The sequence below is a fragment of the Sinomonas humi genome (assembly GCF_000802235.1).
GTDB classification, from domain to species: Bacteria; Actinomycetota; Actinomycetes; order Actinomycetales; family Micrococcaceae; genus Sinomonas; species Sinomonas humi.
Window position 1 is genome coordinate 170,821 of record NZ_JTDL01000079.1, and the last position, 14,409, is coordinate 185,229.

15 protein-coding genes are annotated in these 14,409 nt (G+C 66.6%); 8 read left to right on the top strand and 7 right to left on the bottom strand.

Annotation, left to right across the window (positions count from 1 at the left end):
• Positions 1-20 precede the first annotated feature (20 nt).
• Positions 21-1,157, top strand: coding sequence for a dipeptidase (locus LK10_RS05830; protein ID WP_043120910.1), 1,137 nt, complete (start codon positions 21-23; stop codon positions 1,155-1,157).
• A 7-nt stretch (positions 1,158-1,164) separates the two neighbouring features.
• On the opposite strand, the gene LK10_RS05835 is transcribed toward LK10_RS05830, so the two are convergent.
• Positions 1,165-1,893, bottom strand: coding sequence for a hypothetical protein (locus tag LK10_RS05835; RefSeq protein WP_043120913.1), 729 nt, complete (start codon positions 1,891-1,893; stop codon positions 1,165-1,167).
• A 492-nt stretch (positions 1,894-2,385) separates the two neighbouring features.
• On the opposite strand from LK10_RS05835, the gene dnaB reads away from it, so the two are divergent.
• Positions 2,386-3,777 (top strand): replicative DNA helicase, encoded by a 1,392-nt coding sequence (dnaB, locus tag LK10_RS05840; RefSeq protein WP_043120916.1) that lies wholly within the window; start codon positions 2,386-2,388, stop codon positions 3,775-3,777.
• On the opposite strand, the gene LK10_RS05845 is transcribed toward dnaB, so the two are convergent.
• Positions 3,774-4,652 carry a sigma-70 family RNA polymerase sigma factor gene (locus LK10_RS05845; protein WP_043120919.1) on the bottom strand — a complete coding sequence of 293 codons (879 nt, stop codon included), beginning with the start codon at positions 4,650-4,652 and terminating at the stop codon, positions 3,774-3,776. The two genes, dnaB and LK10_RS05845, sit on opposite strands and share 4 nt — an antisense overlap.
• Before the next feature lie 71 nt (positions 4,653-4,723).
• Between LK10_RS05845 and LK10_RS05850 the strand changes: the two genes are divergently transcribed.
• From LK10_RS05850 to LK10_RS05870, 5 genes are all read left to right on the top strand, one after another.
• Entirely contained in the window at positions 4,724-5,563 is an 840-nt protein-coding gene (locus LK10_RS05850; RefSeq protein WP_052207000.1) for an SDR family oxidoreductase, read from the top strand.
• Entirely contained in the window at positions 5,529-6,908 is a 1,380-nt protein-coding gene (locus LK10_RS05855) for an MATE family efflux transporter (protein WP_081998306.1), read from the top strand. The genes LK10_RS05850 and LK10_RS05855 overlap by 35 nt, the downstream gene beginning before the upstream one ends.
• Before the next feature lie 9 nt (positions 6,909-6,917).
• On the top strand, positions 6,918-7,502 hold the full coding sequence (locus tag LK10_RS05860; RefSeq protein WP_052207001.1) for a hypothetical protein: 585 nt from the start codon (positions 6,918-6,920) through the stop codon (positions 7,500-7,502).
• 114 nt (positions 7,503-7,616) lie between these two features.
• Positions 7,617-7,991, top strand: coding sequence for a hypothetical protein (locus LK10_RS05865; protein ID WP_043120921.1), 375 nt, complete (start codon positions 7,617-7,619; stop codon positions 7,989-7,991).
• Between the two features lie 147 nt (positions 7,992-8,138).
• Positions 8,139-8,432 (top strand): TM2 domain-containing protein, encoded by a 294-nt coding sequence (locus LK10_RS05870; RefSeq protein ID WP_052207002.1) that lies wholly within the window; start codon positions 8,139-8,141, stop codon positions 8,430-8,432.
• A gap of 4 nt (positions 8,433-8,436) precedes the next feature.
• Here LK10_RS05870 and LK10_RS20750 read toward each other — a convergent pair whose 3' ends face one another.
• Both LK10_RS20750 and LK10_RS05880 read right to left on the bottom strand, forming a co-directional pair.
• Positions 8,437-9,213 (bottom strand): hypothetical protein, encoded by a 777-nt coding sequence (locus LK10_RS20750; protein WP_052207003.1) that lies wholly within the window; start codon positions 9,211-9,213, stop codon positions 8,437-8,439.
• A gap of 144 nt (positions 9,214-9,357) precedes the next feature.
• A complete protein-coding gene (locus LK10_RS05880) occupies positions 9,358-9,903 on the bottom strand; it encodes a CGNR zinc finger domain-containing protein (RefSeq protein WP_043120923.1) in 546 nt (181 codons plus the stop codon).
• A gap of 78 nt (positions 9,904-9,981) precedes the next feature.
• Between LK10_RS05880 and LK10_RS05885 the strand changes: the two genes are divergently transcribed.
• Positions 9,982-10,953: an EamA family transporter gene (locus LK10_RS05885; RefSeq protein ID WP_043120926.1), complete on the top strand. Its 972-nt coding sequence runs from the start codon at positions 9,982-9,984 to the stop codon at positions 10,951-10,953.
• A 12-nt stretch (positions 10,954-10,965) separates the two neighbouring features.
• On the opposite strand, the gene LK10_RS05890 is transcribed toward LK10_RS05885, so the two are convergent.
• Genes LK10_RS05890 through LK10_RS05900 form a run of 3 tightly spaced genes read right to left on the bottom strand, consistent with a single transcriptional unit; the run spans position 10,966 to position 13,822 of the window.
• Positions 10,966-13,179 carry a heavy metal translocating P-type ATPase gene (locus LK10_RS05890; RefSeq protein WP_043120928.1) on the bottom strand — a complete coding sequence of 738 codons (2,214 nt, stop codon included), beginning with the start codon at positions 13,177-13,179 and terminating at the stop codon, positions 10,966-10,968.
• Positions 13,180-13,215: 36 nt separating this feature from the next.
• Positions 13,216-13,446, bottom strand: a complete 231-nt coding sequence (locus LK10_RS05895) for a heavy-metal-associated domain-containing protein (protein ID WP_043120931.1) — start codon at positions 13,444-13,446, stop codon at positions 13,216-13,218.
• A 43-nt stretch (positions 13,447-13,489) separates the two neighbouring features.
• On the bottom strand, positions 13,490-13,822 hold the full coding sequence (locus LK10_RS05900; RefSeq protein WP_408021435.1) for a metal-sensitive transcriptional regulator: 333 nt from the start codon (positions 13,820-13,822) through the stop codon (positions 13,490-13,492).
• Between the last annotated feature and the right edge of the window lie 587 nt (positions 13,823-14,409).

Consider the following 14,409-nt stretch of genomic DNA (forward strand, 5'->3'; position numbering starts at 1 on the left):
GCCCGTCGTACGATGACGGGGTGCATTCTGAGCGCGAATATGCCCCCGTCATCGACGGACACAACGACCTTCCCTGGGCTCTTCGGCAGGATTTCGGGTACGACGTCGGAGCCGCGGCTCTCGATGTCGGCCAGCCGAGGCTTCACACGGACATACCCAGGCTGCGGCGGGGTGGGGTAGGCGCTCAGTTCTGGTCCGTGTTCGTTCCTTCCACGCTGACCCCTGAGCAGTCGGTCGTGGCCACGCTCGAGCAAATCGACTGCGTTCACCGGATCGTCGCGGCCTACCCGGAGACGTTCGAGCTCGCTCGGACGGCCGGCGAGGTTCGCGCGGCCATCGATCGTTGCCGCATTGCCTCCCTCATGGGCATGGAGGGCGGGCACAGTATTGCTGCGTCGCTCGGCGTCCTGCGCGCGATGGCCGAACTCGGGGTGCGATACATGACCCTCACGCACAACGACAGCCTCCCCTGGGCCTCCTCAGCAACTGGTGAGGGCGAGGATCAAGGGCTCAGCGAGTTCGGCCGAGCCGTCGTCGTGGAGATGAACAAGCTCGGCATGATCGTGGATCTCTCCCACGTCTCCGAGCGGACCATGGAAGACGCCCTCGACACGTCGCGCGCGCCCGTCATGTTCTCCCATTCCTCATGCCGTTCCGTGTGCGGCCACCCACGGAACGTCCCTGATTCGATCCTCGAGCGGCTCCCCCGCAACGGCGGCCTGCTCATGGTGACGTTTGTGCCGAAGTTCGTTTCTGAGGCCTGCCGCGACCACGCCCGCGCCGTTCAGGCGAAGCGGCTTGAGCTGGGTCTTCCGGTCGGCTTCCACGATGTAGCCCCCGCCGAGGATCCAGCGGCGGCGGCGGGATTCGAGGCTTGGCTGCGCATGCACCCGGCACCCAAGGCGACCATCGACGACGTCGTCCGTCACCTCGAGCACGCGCGCGACGTCGTCGGCCCGCACCACCTAGGGCTCGGTGGAGACTTCGACGGTACCCCCGAGCTCCCCGAGGGCATGGACGGTGTCGCGGGCTACAGGCCCCTGCTCGACGCTCTGGCCGAGCGCGGGTGGAGCCGCAAGGAACTCGACGCGCTGTGCTCCGAGAACGCGCTCCGGGTGCTCGAAGCCGCGGAGGAGGCGGCGTCAGATTCGGCGTGAGGGCGAGTCAGAGGAGCTCGACGAACGCCCTCGCCTCTTCGATGCTGATATCCGAGTGGCGCCATAGCATCTGTGCTGCGTCTTCGGCGTCGCCAATCTGTGCGAGTGCCTTGATCTCTCCGTAGATTTCGTCGTTGAGCAAGTTGCTCGCGACCTCGAGCGTCTGCCGTCCGTTGCTGACGATCGCCCGATAGCGGTAGGGATAGCGGGTGGTAGATCGCTCGCCGAGCGTTGCCGGCACCTTGGGTTGTTGGGCAGACGACGGCGAAGCCTCCTCGCGTCGTTGTGACACCGCGGGCGTTGAGGAAGTGGTCTCAGGCTCGGTCCTCTCGGCCGGCCCCTTGGAAGGCTCGCCCGTCGCATCTTCGTCCGGTGCGCCCGGCGGCCTGGTTTGGGGACCGGGGGCCGGCCGCGTGGTCTCGGCCGGAGGGGAGTTGAACGACTGGGGGTACCGGTCCATGAGGAGGACTGCGTTCCGCGCCTCGATCAGGCGCGCCCCCGTGGCTTGGCGGTAGGCGGCGATCGCCTGAACCGTGAGCCCCTGAGCGATGAACGAATAGATCACGCGGTGCTGGTGCTCGCTGAGCCGTGACGAGGCGGCGGCAGCGGCCTCTAGGCCGCCGGCAAGGGCCGCATCCCCCGAAGACTTTGACCTCCGAGCCCCCCTGCGCAGCATCAGGACGACAATCACGACGACGCACAGCAGGATGATGAGGGGCGGCAGAAGGTTTTCCATCGGGGCTTCCGGATCGGTGCGGAGGACGTGAATCTAGCCCCGGCCGGGGGCACTTTCCAGCGTAGTACGCGGCGAGCTACGGGGCACCCGGCAGAGAAGCCCGGCGGTGTAGGCGCTGTATGCGGCCAGAGGAATGCGACCCGTCGCGCGATATGTGGGAGAAATCACATATGTCCCGCGGCTCCCATGAAAACACAAACGGTTGCACAAAAAAGAGCATCTCGGCTGTGGATTTCGCATGTGGACAAAAAAGATTAATCCACATGCTGTAGGCAGCGTCTTCCCACGTCAGGGGCGGATTCGAGAAGCTCCAATCGCGATATCCACAGTGGTCCACAGGTTTTCAACACTTGGGGGAGGAGTTATCAACAGCGATATCCCCAGAGGGTGTTCACTTCGGAGTTCTCGACTGTCGGAGGGCTTGGGTACGGTCTTGGAGCATCCAGCATTCTGTGCCGGAGCTTGGTCTCTCTTCCTTGCGAGGTGCTTCTGATGTCCGCTGCCCACACCGAATCGGCCCCCTCCTACCGGGACTCGGATACAGGCCGAACTCCGCCTCAGGACATCGTTGCTGAGCAGTCGGTGCTCGGCGGGATGATGCTCTCGAAGGACGCCATCGCGGACGTCGTGGAGGTTCTCCGCGCTCCCGACTTCTACCGTCCAGCGCACGAGACGATCTTCGAGGCGATCACTGACCTGTACAGCCGCGGCGAACCCGCGGACGCGGTCACGGTTTCGGACGAGCTGACCAAGCGCGGCGAGATCAACCGAGTGGGCGGCCCGGCGTATCTTCACGAGCTCATCCAGTCAGTGCCGACCGCGGCCAATGCCGGCTACTACGCCGAGATTGTCGCAGAGCGGGCCGTGCTGCGCCGACTCGTGAGTGCGGGAACCAAGATCGTCCAGCTCGGCTATGGGCAGGACGGCGAGGTTGAAGACCTCGTCAATCAGGCCCAGGCCGAGGTCTTCGCGGTTGCCGAGCGCCGTCAGGGCGAGGACTACGTCGCGCTTTCCGAGGTCATGGAATCCGCAATGGACGAGATCGAGGCGGCAGGCCATCGCGGTGAGGGCATCACCGGCGTCCCGACGGGCTTCTACGAACTCGACGAGCTCACCCACGGCCTGCACGGTGGCCAGATGATTGTCATCGCCGCGCGTCCTGCAGTGGGAAAGTCGACCTTCGCGCTCGACTTTGCCCGTTCTGCCGCCATCAAGCACAAGCTCCCAACGGTCTTCTTCTCGCTCGAAATGAGCCGCAACGAGATTGCGATGCGCCTCATGAGCGCCGAGGCCACGATCCAGCTCCAGGACCTTCGCCGAGGCACGCTCCGCGACGAGCAATGGGCCAAGATCGCGAAGGTCATGGGGCCGCTCAACGAATCCCCGCTCTTCATCGACGACTCGCCCAACATGTCCCTCATGGAGATCCGTGCCAAGTGCCGCAGGCTCAAGCAGCAGCACGGACTCCGCCTCGTGGTCCTCGACTACCTCCAGCTCATGAGCTCCGGCAAGAAGGTCGAGAGCCGCCAGCAGGAGGTTTCCGAGTTCTCCCGGGCGCTCAAGCTCCTCGCCAAGGAGCTTGACGTCCCGGTGATCGCCCTTTCGCAGCTCAACCGCGGCTCGGAGCAGCGGCAGGACAAGCGTCCTATGGTTTCGGACCTGCGCGAGAGCGGATCGATCGAACAGGACGCCGACATGGTGATCCTGCTCCACCGCGAGGACGTCTACAACAAGGAGTCGCCCCGTGCGGGCGAGGCCGACATCCTCGTCGCGAAGCACCGCAACGGCCCGACGAAGGACATCGTCGTGGCCTTCCAAGGGCACTACTCGCGCTTCGCCAACATGGCCGTCGATTCGGGCGACGGTGAAGGCGGCGGCTTCTAGAGGTCCGCTAGCGAGACCTCGAGCGCTCTAAGCCTCCGCCGGTCGGCGACGACGTCCACGGCTGAGATCCGCCCGCCGTCGACCGTAAACGCGAGCACGAGCCGAAGGTGACCCCGCGGCGCAACGACGAGCCCGGGAGCGCCGTCGAGCAAGGCTATGCGCGCGAACGGAGCCCGGAGTGCCGAGGCGACTGCAGCGCGCGCGACTTCTTGCGAGCCGCGGAGCATGACGGCGATGGCCGCGGGAGTTGCGGCCGCGTCGGCGGTCAGAACGACGTCGGGAGCGAGGAGGTTGACGAGCGCTTCGAAGTCGCCGGAGCGCACTGCCGCCAGATAGGCCTCGACTGCATGGAGCTGCCGGGCCGCGTCGGGGGAGGGTGAGGCTGATCCCTTGACCCGCCGACGGGCACGGCTCGCGAGTTGCCGTGTCGCTTCGGTCGACTTGCCGATGATCGGGGCGATGTTGGCGAACGGGACGTCGAACATGTCGTGCAGCACGAAGGCGAGGCGTTCGGCGGGCTGAAGCGAGTCGAGCACCACGAGCAGCGCGAGTCCCACGGCGTCCGCCATGACGGCTTCCTCCTCGGGATCGCTCCCCGCCCGTCTGTCGGCGAGTTCGGGGATCGAGTCATCGAGCGGAGCCTCTCCGCGAGTCTCCCGGCTGCGCAGGATGTTGAGGCAGATCCGGGCGACGACCGTGGTAAGCCAACCTCCGAGGTTCCCGATAGCTCCCGCGTCCGTAGTCGAAAGGCGCACCCAAGCGTCCTGCACGGCGTCGTCCGCCTCGGACAGCGAGCCGAGCATGCGGTAGGCCATCGCACGGAGGCGGCCGCGCTCCGCTTCGAATCGGCGGCCCAGGAGATCGGAGGCATCCACGGATGTCACACTTCAGCACGTTCGCGTGTCATGCAAGCACAGGAGGCAATTCACCGAAAGGGAGCACAGCGATGGGACAACCAGTTCTTGTCACGGGCGGGACGGGCACGCTCGGGCGGCAAGTCGTCGCCCGGCTGAGGGAAGCAGGGCAGTCGGTTCGGGTGCTGACGCGCCGTGCACCTGCTTCGGACGACGGCGACACGTACGTAAGTGGTGACCTCACCACGGGCGCGGGGATCGAGGCCGCGGTCGACGGCGTCCGCACAGTTGTGCATTGTGCGGGAACCCAGAAGGGCGACGGCGAAAAGGCGCGTCTCTTGGTTCGGGCGGCATCAGCGGCGGGCGTCACGCACCTTGTCTTCATCTCGGTCGTGGGAGCGGACGCCATTCCAGTTGCCAGCGCAGTGGACCGCGCCGCTTTCGCCTACTTTGCATCCCAACGGGATGCCGAACGCGTGGTGGAGGCCTCGGGGATTCCGTGGACGACGCTTCGCGCCACCCAGTTCTACGACCTCACCCTCCTCACGGTGCGCGCTATGGCGAAGCTGCCGGTCATCCCGGTGCCGCGCGGCTTCCGCTTCCAGCCGGTCGACTCGGGTGAGGTTGCGGATCGGCTCGTCGAGTTGGCACTCGGCTCCCCGGCAGGGCTCGTGCTGGACCTCGCAGGCCCGACGGTCTACCCCATGCAGAGTTTGATCCGTTCGTATCTCGAGGCCACGCGACAGCGCCGAGTGCTCCTTCCGATCCCGGTGCCCGGGCGCGCCGCCCGGGCAATCCGAGCGGGCGCAAACCTAGCTCCCAACCGCGCCGTAGGGCACCGGACGTGGGAGGACTTCCTCGCTTCGACTGTCGGTGGCACGACCTACAGTGGGTCCCATGGACCAAACGGGAGCCGAGGAGGCCGATCCTAGAGCGCCTGCGACTGCAGGCCGCGGGGAAGCTCGCTCGATCGCCCGCGAGATCCTGCGGCTCGCCCTGCCCGCGTTCGGCTCGCTCATCGCCGAACCACTCTTCCTTCTCGCCGACTCGGCGATTGTTGGCCACCTCGGCGTTGACGAGCTCGCTGGCCTCGGCCTCGCGACGACGGTTCTCCAGACCGTCGTCGGGCTCATGGTGTTCCTCGCGTACGGCACGGGCCCGGCGGTAGCCCGCTTCCTCGGAGCAGGTCAGGCTGGGCGCGCGATGGCTGCGGCGCGCGACGGCGTCTGGCTGGCGCTGCTGCTCGGATTGCTGCTTGCCGGGGTCGGATGGGCGGCCGCGCCCGCCGTCGTGCACGGAATGGGCGCGACGCCGGCGGTTCAGGGATACGCGGTCGACTATCTCGTGTGGTCGATGCCGGGCCTCATTGGGATGCTGCTCGTCTATGCCGGGACAGGGGTGCTGCGCGGGCTCCAGGACACCCGGACCCCGCTCGTTGTCGCCACGGTCGGCTTCGCTGCCAACGCATTGCTGAACTTCCTGTTCGTCTACGGGTTCCGGTGGGGCATTGCGGGCTCCGCGATCGGAACGAGCATCGCCCAACTGGGCATGGCGAGTGTGTACCTCGCGATTGTCGTCCCTCGGATGCGTCGCGAGGGGATCGCCCTCGGCCCTCACTGGCGCGGAATCCTCTCCGCAGCGCACGTCGGCTCTTGGCTCATGCTGCGGACGGCGACGCTCCGCGCTGCGATTTTCGCCACCGTCCTGGTCGCGACCGCCCAAGGCGCCGAGAACCTCGCGGCGCATCAGCTCGCTATGACGATGTTCAACTTCCTCGCCTTCGCTCTGGATGCGCTCGCGATCGCGGCGCAGGCGCTCATCGGCAAGGAGCTGGGCGCCTCAAACGCTGCCCGCGCACGCGAGCTCACGGGAACCATGGTCCGTTGGTCCCTCGGTTTCGGGGTGCTGACGGGTGCCGTGCTTGCACTTGCGGCCCCCTGGGTCGGATGGATCTTCACCTCCGATCCAACGGTCCACGCGGCCCTGACGCCAGCGCTGCTTGTGCTCGCCGCGAGCCAGCCGGCGTGCGGATTCGTGTTCGTGCTCGACGGAGTGCTCATAGGGGCCGGTGATGCTCGTTATCTCGCGCTTGCCGGTCTCCTCAACCTTGTGGTCTACGGGCCGCTTCTCGTCTGGGTGGGCCTCTCCGACCTCGCGGGCCCGTCCGGGCTCGCCTGGCTGTGGGCCGCCTTCGCGGGCGGCTACATGCTCGCGCGGGCCCTCACGCTCGGGCTGCGGGCGAGGGGGAGCAGGTGGGTCGTGCTCGGCGCCCACTAGACTTGGCCCATGCCTGCCGACTCTCCGTCGCCCGATCGCGCCCATCTCTGGCCACCCGTTCTGGGCCGCGCGCTCGCCGCACTCGCCTTCGGGGCGGTAACGGTCTTCTGGGGCCAGCCGACGACGACGGGCGCGGCCTGGGCCGTGGCGGGGTACCTTTGGCTCCTGCTCGCCGCGCAAGCTTGGCTCCTGCGGGCGGAGCGTCCCGCCCCGGACCGCGCTTCGGCACTGACGGCCCTTGTCCCCTATGCCTTGGCGGCCTGCAGCGGCATCGCGATCGTCACGGTCCAGTCCGTGGGCTTGCTTGCCGGAGGCGGTGCGGTGGCCCTCATCCTTGTGGGCCTCTCCGATCTCGCCCGAGCCGTACTCGCACGCCGAGGGCCCGCATCGGGCGTGACTCCTCTGGGGAAAGACCTCGGCATTACGGGTGTTGTGAATCTGGGAGCGGGAATCCTGCTGCCGTTCTTCACCGGGCTCGGGCCCCACGCAATCCTCGGTGTTGCCGGGGGAGGGGCCATCATCACCGGAGTTCTGCTCGCGATCTCCGCCCTGAGCCTTCGGCACGATTCCACAGCCGCGACCAGAGTGGCCTAGAATTGAGTGGTTCTGCTTTCTACTTGGCGTAGAAGTCGCAACCCAAGCACTTCGCAGAGCCTCAGATTCCACCGCCGCACCCACAGCAGCGCTGACAGCGCAAGGAGGGCCCCCATGACCGAAGAATCCCCACGCGGACCGCGCGTTGGCATTAAGGGACCCCTCATGTTCTCCGCCTTCTTCGGCGTCCTCTCGTTCGTCGCGGTCTTGTTCTTCGCGTCGGGCGGGACAGGCCACGGGATGCGGTTTGACCTCGCCTTCGCGGGCGGCGGGATCGCGTTCATCGCGTGTCTCGTCGGCGCGGCGATGCTCTCGATGACGTACAAGGAGAACCCCGAGCATCTCAGCCAGGGTTCGGGCGTCAACCTGCGCTCCGAGGATCGACTCAAGCGGCCGAAGCCGCAGACTGGGCCCGCTCCTGAAGGTTCTGCCACAGTGGACGGCGATACGACGGGTGACAACACGAACGAGTCCGGAGGCGCGGCCTAAGACTCCCCGGCCTCCGGGCCGAGCGCTCAAATGTACACGTCCAATGCAGACTGCCATTTTGACATGTACATTGGAAGCACCCGACTTCTCCGGCTCGTCCGGCGCAGCCGAAGAGAAACGACCCTTTGACCTTGTGAGCCGAAGCGCATGATGTACCTCCCCGCGGCACCGAGCCAGGAAGCCGGACTCGCCCCAGCGATCCGACTTTCGCCGCGCCGCCGTGCGGTGGCGGGGCTTCTCGGCATCTACTTGGGGGCTTTCGGCGCACACCGCTTCTACCTCGGATACACAGCCATGGGAATCGTTCAGATCATGGCCGCGATCCTTTTCGCCAAGGAGACCTACGGGGCCATCTTCCTCTGGGGAATCGTCGAGGGAACCCTCATTGTTCTCGGCGCCCAGCCGTTCCGCACCGACGCCCAAGGGCGCCTTCTTCGCTGAGCTCTCAACTCCAGACGGGGCTCTGGTCAGTCCAGCCGACCGGCACTCCGAGCCGCTCCACGGTGCCAGGCGTCGAGGTCTCGCCGATTCCGGTCACTGCAAGCGCGTGAACCACGAGGCGCGTCTGCACGGCCGCGACCCACGAAGCTGTGTCCGCATGCTTGTGCCGGGCGTCGACGACGAGCCACACTTGATCAGCGCGCAGGCGCTCAGCAGCCGCTGCGTTTGACGCCGTCCAGGCAGGCCTCCCCAGTCCGAATGCAACCACCACCGGCTGCCCGAGCGCTGCTCCCTGTTCCCGTGCCGCCGCAGCCTGGCGTCGGCCCTCGAGCGAAGGTCTTCCATACGCCTCGAGCAGCCCGGACGTGTACAACTGGCCGCGTACCGCCTCAGCAAGCGCCATCGCAGGTCCGAGCGCGGCGTCATGCGGGGCTGCGACGACGATGAGGCTCCCCGGTGCCCGCAGCGGACCTCCGCCGGCTTGCTCGTCGACCATGAGGGGCGCGCCGAGTTCGTGAAGCATCGCCGAGACGTTCTCGCTCCGAGCTGTAGGCCCGAGGTCGGGAAGGGTTTCGCGCCCGGAGCTAGGAGCGGCCAGTTCGAGGTCCGCTTCATCAACTTCGGGGACCACGGCCAGGCCTTCGAAGCGGAGACCGCGCAGCCGGCGGAGTCCGGACGGCCGTACGGCCTCCGTGCTGATGAGACGCGCGCCAGGCCCGAGGGCCGCGGCCTTGGCTTTGAGCTCGTCAAGCGTGCGCGCCCTCAGCAGCGTCGTGGGCACGTGCTGGTCACCCCCTGATTGCAGGCGTCGGGGGCGGCCGATGCTGGGACGTCCGACGGGATACGGAAGGGCATGGACCCCCGCCCTTGCGCGGATCGGGGCAGGCCCTTTCCGAAGGGTACCAAGCGCCTCTCGGATCCCGGCTTAGCTTGCAGCCTTGCGTTCCCGATACGCGCGCACATGGGCGCGATTCGCGCAGTTGCCGGTGTCGCAGTAGCGCTTCGAGCGGTTCTTTGAGAGGTCGATGAGCACTGCGTCGCAGTCATCGGCCGCGCAGATGCGCAGGCGGTCGAGTTCCTTCGAGCGGATGACGTCGACGAACGCCATCGCGGCTTCGGTCGCCATGCGCTGGGCGAGGGGAGCTTCGGCAGTGGTCGCGTGAAGGTGCCAGTCCCAGTGGTCGTGCTTGACCAGCTGGGGGAGGGCCTGCGATTCCCGCAGGATTTCATTGACGAGAGCGACAGCTTCGTCTTCCGACGCGTCCCACAGACTCCGCAGCCGCGCCCGCAGCCCGCGGACCGAGGCGAGCTCGTCGTCGTCGTGCGTCCGGGAGCCGGTGAACCCCTCCTCCTCGAGGAAGCGGTCCAGGTCCCCGAGCGTCCCCAGATGCTCGGTCCCATCGGTATCGAGCGTGTTTACGAGGTTGACGACGCTGCGCAGGGCTACTTCGGTGTCATTGGCGAACAGCACTTTGACTCCTGACTCTCCGGGGTCTAGTGTCACTACCATACACTCACTTTGGTCCTGACGCTTCTGGAGGTGTCCCTGATGTCTGCCAACCGCTCCCGCTCTGGCCTCGTCTACGCGTTGGTCTCAGCCGGCACCTTCGGCGTGAGCGGACCTCTCGGGAAGTCCCTCCTGGAAGCCGGCTGGAGCCCGGGTGCGACCGTCGGTGCCCGCATCGGGCTCGCCGCTGCGGTCATGCTCGTGCCGACGCTGCTCATGATGCGCGGGCGTTGGTCCCAGATGCGCAGGGGGCTAGGGATCATGGCGATGTACGGGGTGATTGCGATCGCCCTCTGCCAGTTCTGCTTCTTCAACGCAGTGGCCCGCATGAGCCCGCCGGTCGCGCTCATGCTCGAATATCTCGCGCCGATCATCATCGTGGGCTGGCTGTGGCTGCGGACGGGCCGCCGCCCGGGGCTGCTGACGGTAGCTGGAACAGTCGTCGCGATTGTCGGCCTTGTGCTCGTCCTCAACCTCTTCAGCGCGACTCGGGTTGATCCCGTCGGCGTCCTCTGGGGAATGGGTGCTGCCGCGTGCCTTGCCGTCTATTTCGTGCTCTCAGCGAAGGCCGACGGCGTCCTGCCACCCTTTGCGATGGTGGGCGGCGGGATGGTCTTCGGCGCCGTTGGGATCGGAGTCCTCGCGGTCGTCGGTGTCCTGCCCCTCTCAGCCACGTTCGGAACCGTACAGCTCTGGGGCACGCAGACGAGTTGGCTCGTACCGATCCTCGGCATCACGCTCGTGGCGGCGGTCGCGGCCTACTCCCTCGGCATCGTCGCGGCGCAGCACCTCGGCGCGAAGGTCGCGAGCTTCGTCTCCCTCACCGAGGTCTTGTTCTCGGTGCTTGCCTCATGGCTCTTCATCGGCGAGGTCCCGGCCCCGGTCCAGGCGCTCGGCGGCGCACTCATCGTCGCAGGGGTCGTGCTCGTCCGGGTCGACGAGCTGCGGGCACCCGCAGGAGAGCCACTGCTCGAGGAAAGCGTGCCGGAGCCCTTGCCGACGCCGTCGGCTTAGGGTGCAGCCGGCCTAGCGGGCGAACCGTGTGAGCCGGAGCGAGTTGGCGACGACGAGCACAGAGCTCGCCGCCATGGCCGCGCCGCCGATCATCGGGTTCAAGAGGCCAAATGCTGCCACCGGAATTCCGATGGTGTTGTAGGCGAATGCCCAGAACAGGTTTGTCTTGATGATGCGGAGCGTAGCTCTCGAGAGTTCGATGGCGAGGGCGACCTGTCCGAGATCGTCCGCCATGACGGTGAGGTCTGCGGCCTCGCGTGCGACATCCGTCCCGGACCCCATGGCAATTCCAAGATCCGCTTGAGCCAGCGCTGCGGCGTCGTTGACGCCGTCGCCCGCCATGGCGACCCGGCTCCCCTGTGCTTGGAGCCGCCGCACCGCGTCGACCTTTCCCTCCGGGCTCACCCCCGCGAAGACGTCCGACGGCGCGATCCCCACCTCCGCGGCGACCCGTGCCGCCACTGCCGAATTGTCCCCGGTCAGCAGCACGGGGCGCAGACCGAGTGCCTTGAGGCGTTCGACGGCGGCCGCGGAGCCCGGCTTGACCGTATCCCGAAGGCTCACAATTCCTGCCGCCCGGCCGTCGATGGCGACCCATACCGCGGTAGCCCCTGAGTCTTCGCGGGAGGTGAACAGCTCGCGCAACGATTCGGAGACTTCGACGCCGTTCTCATGCAGCCACGACAGGCGGCCGACCACGACGGCCTTCCGATCGACGATTCCGACCACACCCCCGCCGGGAGCCGAGCCAAACTCGTCGACGCGCGGCGGCGCGGCAACCGGGCCGGGCGCCTTGAGGGCGGAAGCGGCGATCGCCTGGGCTATGGGATGCTCGCTCGCGGATTCGACGGCACCGGCCATAGACAGGATCTCGGCAGCGTCCCGGCCGGGGGCGGGGTCGACGGCGTCGACTGCGAGACGGCCCGTGGTCACCGTGCCCGTCTTGTCGAGCACGAGCGTGTCAACTGCCCGCGTGTCCTCGAGGACCTGCGGGCCGCGGATGAGGATGCCGAGCTGCGCCCCCCTGCCGCTGCCAGCGAGCAGGCCGACGGGCGTTGCAAGGCCGAGCGCGCAGGGGCAAGCGATTACTAGGACGGAGACGGCGGCCGTGATCGCGGAGTCCAACCCTCCGCCTGCAAGGAGCCAGGCCACGAAGGTGATTGCCGCAATCGCGAGGACTATTGGAACGAAGACGCCACTGATGCGATCGGCGAGCCGCGCAATGGGTGCCTTCGAAGCTTGTGCCTCGGAGACGAGGCGGCCCATGGCCGCGAGAGTTGTCTCGGACCCGACGCGGGTGGCTTCGACCACGAGCCTCCCAGAGGCATTCACAGTCGCACCCGTGACTCGGTCCCCGGGCCCGACCTCGACCGGCACCGACTCACCGGTCAGCAGCGAGACGTCGACGGCGGAGTTGCCTTCACGCACGATTCCGTCGGCAGCGATCTTCTCCCCGGGCCGGACCGCGAAGAGGTCCCCCGGAATGAGTTCACCGGCCGGAATGCGGTATTCGACGCCGTCCTTCAAGAGCGCCGCATGCTTGGCGCCGAGGTCCAGCAGGGCCTTCAACGCACTTCCTGCCCGGGCCTTCGCACGAGCTTCGAGAAACCGGCCGAGGAGAAGGAAGGTCACCACGACCGCGGCAACCTCGAAGTAGAGGGCCCCACTCTCCATAGAGTGCCCGGGCCCGGCGGTCAGCGCGGGATCTGCGATGAGCTGTCCGAGGGAAAACCCGTAGGCCGCGATGACGCCTAGGGAGACGAGCGTGTCCATCGTCGATGAGCCGTGGCGGGCAGCCATCGCGGCCGCCTTGTGGAACGGCCAGGAAGCCCAGGTCACTACGGGCAGCGCGAGAACGGCGGCCCACCATCCCCAGTTGGGGAACTCGAGGCCGGGCAGCATCGACAACGCGAAGACCGGAACGGTGAGGACCGCGGCGACCACGAGCCTCGGCAGCAGTTGCGTGCCGGGACGATCGTGTTCCTCATGCTCTTCAGCGGGCTGATGGAGTCGTGCGGCGTAGCCGGCTGCGGCGACGCGCTCGATGAGCTGCTGGTCGTCGATCCCCGCGGGGGCGAAGACCCTCGCAGATTCAAGGGGCAGATTGACGCTTGCCCGGACTCCCTCGATGGCTCCCAGCTTTTGTTCGACGCGGCGCACACACGATGCGCACGTCATGCCCTGGATGTCGAGTTCGACGACTCGCGGGATGTCGTGGACAGGCATTGTTCGGGTCCCCCTTGGATGCGACTCAGCGTTCAGCTACGCCCGGTTGTCGACGACGAGGTATCCCGCCTCCGCGACAGCCTCGCTGATGGCCTCGTGCTTCAGCTTGCGGTCAGAGTCGATGGTGACTTCGGAGATGCCTCCCGCATTGAGGTCTACCGAGACCTCTTCGACTCCATCGAGCGACTCCAGTTCTTCAGTAACAGCCGCGATGCAGTGGCCGCAGGTCATGCCGTCGACGTGAACGGTCGTCTTGAAATGCGTCATGTCGGTTCCTTCGTGAGGGGTGGGTTGGTGGGCGGGTCCGGAGTTATCGAAGGAGGCGTCCGATTGCATCAGCTGCCTCCTTCACCTTCAGGTCGATTTCCTCGGAGCGACGGTCGGGGTCCGGCTCGCTCGCCGCCCCCACCACGCAGTGGCCGATGTGCTCCTCGAGGAGGCCGAGGCTCACCGCGTGGAGAGCCTTCGTGACCGCCGAGACTTGGGTGAGGATGTCGATGCAGTACTTGTCGTCCTCCACCATGCGAGCGATCCCTCGGACCTGCCCCTCGATCCGCTTGAGCCGGAGCAGGTACGCCGACTTGTTCGAGGTGTAGCCGTGGACGGGCGCTGGCTGCCCTTCCGCCGTGGATTCCATGTCCATGCCTCGAAGCTATACCCACCCGGGGTATGGGTCAAGTACCCCTAGGGGGTATGGACCAGCCTTGCCGGTTCAGCCGGCATATGTTGTGTCCGAGCACACAGCCCGCGGATTTGCTGCGCCCCCGGGAGCCCGGTAATGTATTCCGAGTCGCCGACGGAGCGCGGAACACCGCGAGGGCCTCGGCGGCCGAACCCCTTCTCCTACAGCCGGAACGGCAGCGGTGCTGCATGTCCGGCAGGATGAGGAAGACAATTGCATGGCCTCGAAAGACCGAAAGGGAATTTGAGGGAAATGCGAGAGTCTGGTAGGTTTGAGAAGTTGCTTCGGAGCGGGCCAGAGTGTTCTGGTGGGGGTCCGGAGGGGCCTGTTGTTTGAGAACTCAATAGTGTGCCATGTTTGATTCGATGCCATTTTTTTGATTGGCTGATGCTGTTCTGCGCGCACCCCCGTGTGTGTGGGATGGTTTTGGCTGGGGTCGGGTTTCTGGTGCGTCTTTTCCGGGCGTGCTGGTTTCCTTTTTGTTTTTCGTTTTTTTGACGGAGAGTTTGATCCTGGCTCAGGATGAACGCTGGCGGCGTGCTTAACAC

What these genes read in the sequence shown, in the direction of transcription:
- LK10_RS05850 (WP_052207000.1), top strand. Translation starts at nt 4,724, where the DNA reads ATGGGACAACCAGTTCTTGTCACGGGCGGGACGGGCACGCTCGGGCGG.
- dnaB (WP_043120916.1), top strand. Translation starts at nt 2,386, where the DNA reads ATGTCCGCTGCCCACACCGAATCGGCCCCCTCCTACCGGGACTCGGAT.
- LK10_RS05870 (WP_052207002.1), top strand. Translation starts at nt 8,139, where the DNA reads ATGATGTACCTCCCCGCGGCACCGAGCCAGGAAGCCGGACTCGCCCCA.
- LK10_RS05890 (WP_043120928.1), bottom strand. Translation starts at nt 13,179, where the DNA reads ATGCCTGTCCACGACATCCCGCGAGTCGTCGAACTCGACATCCAGGGC.
- LK10_RS05855 (WP_081998306.1), top strand. Translation starts at nt 5,529, where the DNA reads ATGGACCAAACGGGAGCCGAGGAGGCCGATCCTAGAGCGCCTGCGACT.
- LK10_RS05835 (WP_043120913.1), bottom strand. Translation starts at nt 1,893, where the DNA reads ATGGAAAACCTTCTGCCGCCCCTCATCATCCTGCTGTGCGTCGTCGTG.
- LK10_RS05895 (WP_043120931.1), bottom strand. Translation starts at nt 13,446, where the DNA reads ATGACGCATTTCAAGACGACCGTTCACGTCGACGGCATGACCTGCGGC.
- LK10_RS05885 (WP_043120926.1), top strand. Translation starts at nt 9,982, where the DNA reads ATGTCTGCCAACCGCTCCCGCTCTGGCCTCGTCTACGCGTTGGTCTCA.
- LK10_RS05900 (WP_408021435.1), bottom strand. Translation starts at nt 13,822, where the DNA reads ATGGACATGGAATCCACGGCGGAAGGGCAGCCAGCGCCCGTCCACGGC.
- LK10_RS05860 (WP_052207001.1), top strand. Translation starts at nt 6,918, where the DNA reads ATGCCTGCCGACTCTCCGTCGCCCGATCGCGCCCATCTCTGGCCACCC.
- LK10_RS05865 (WP_043120921.1), top strand. Translation starts at nt 7,617, where the DNA reads ATGACCGAAGAATCCCCACGCGGACCGCGCGTTGGCATTAAGGGACCC.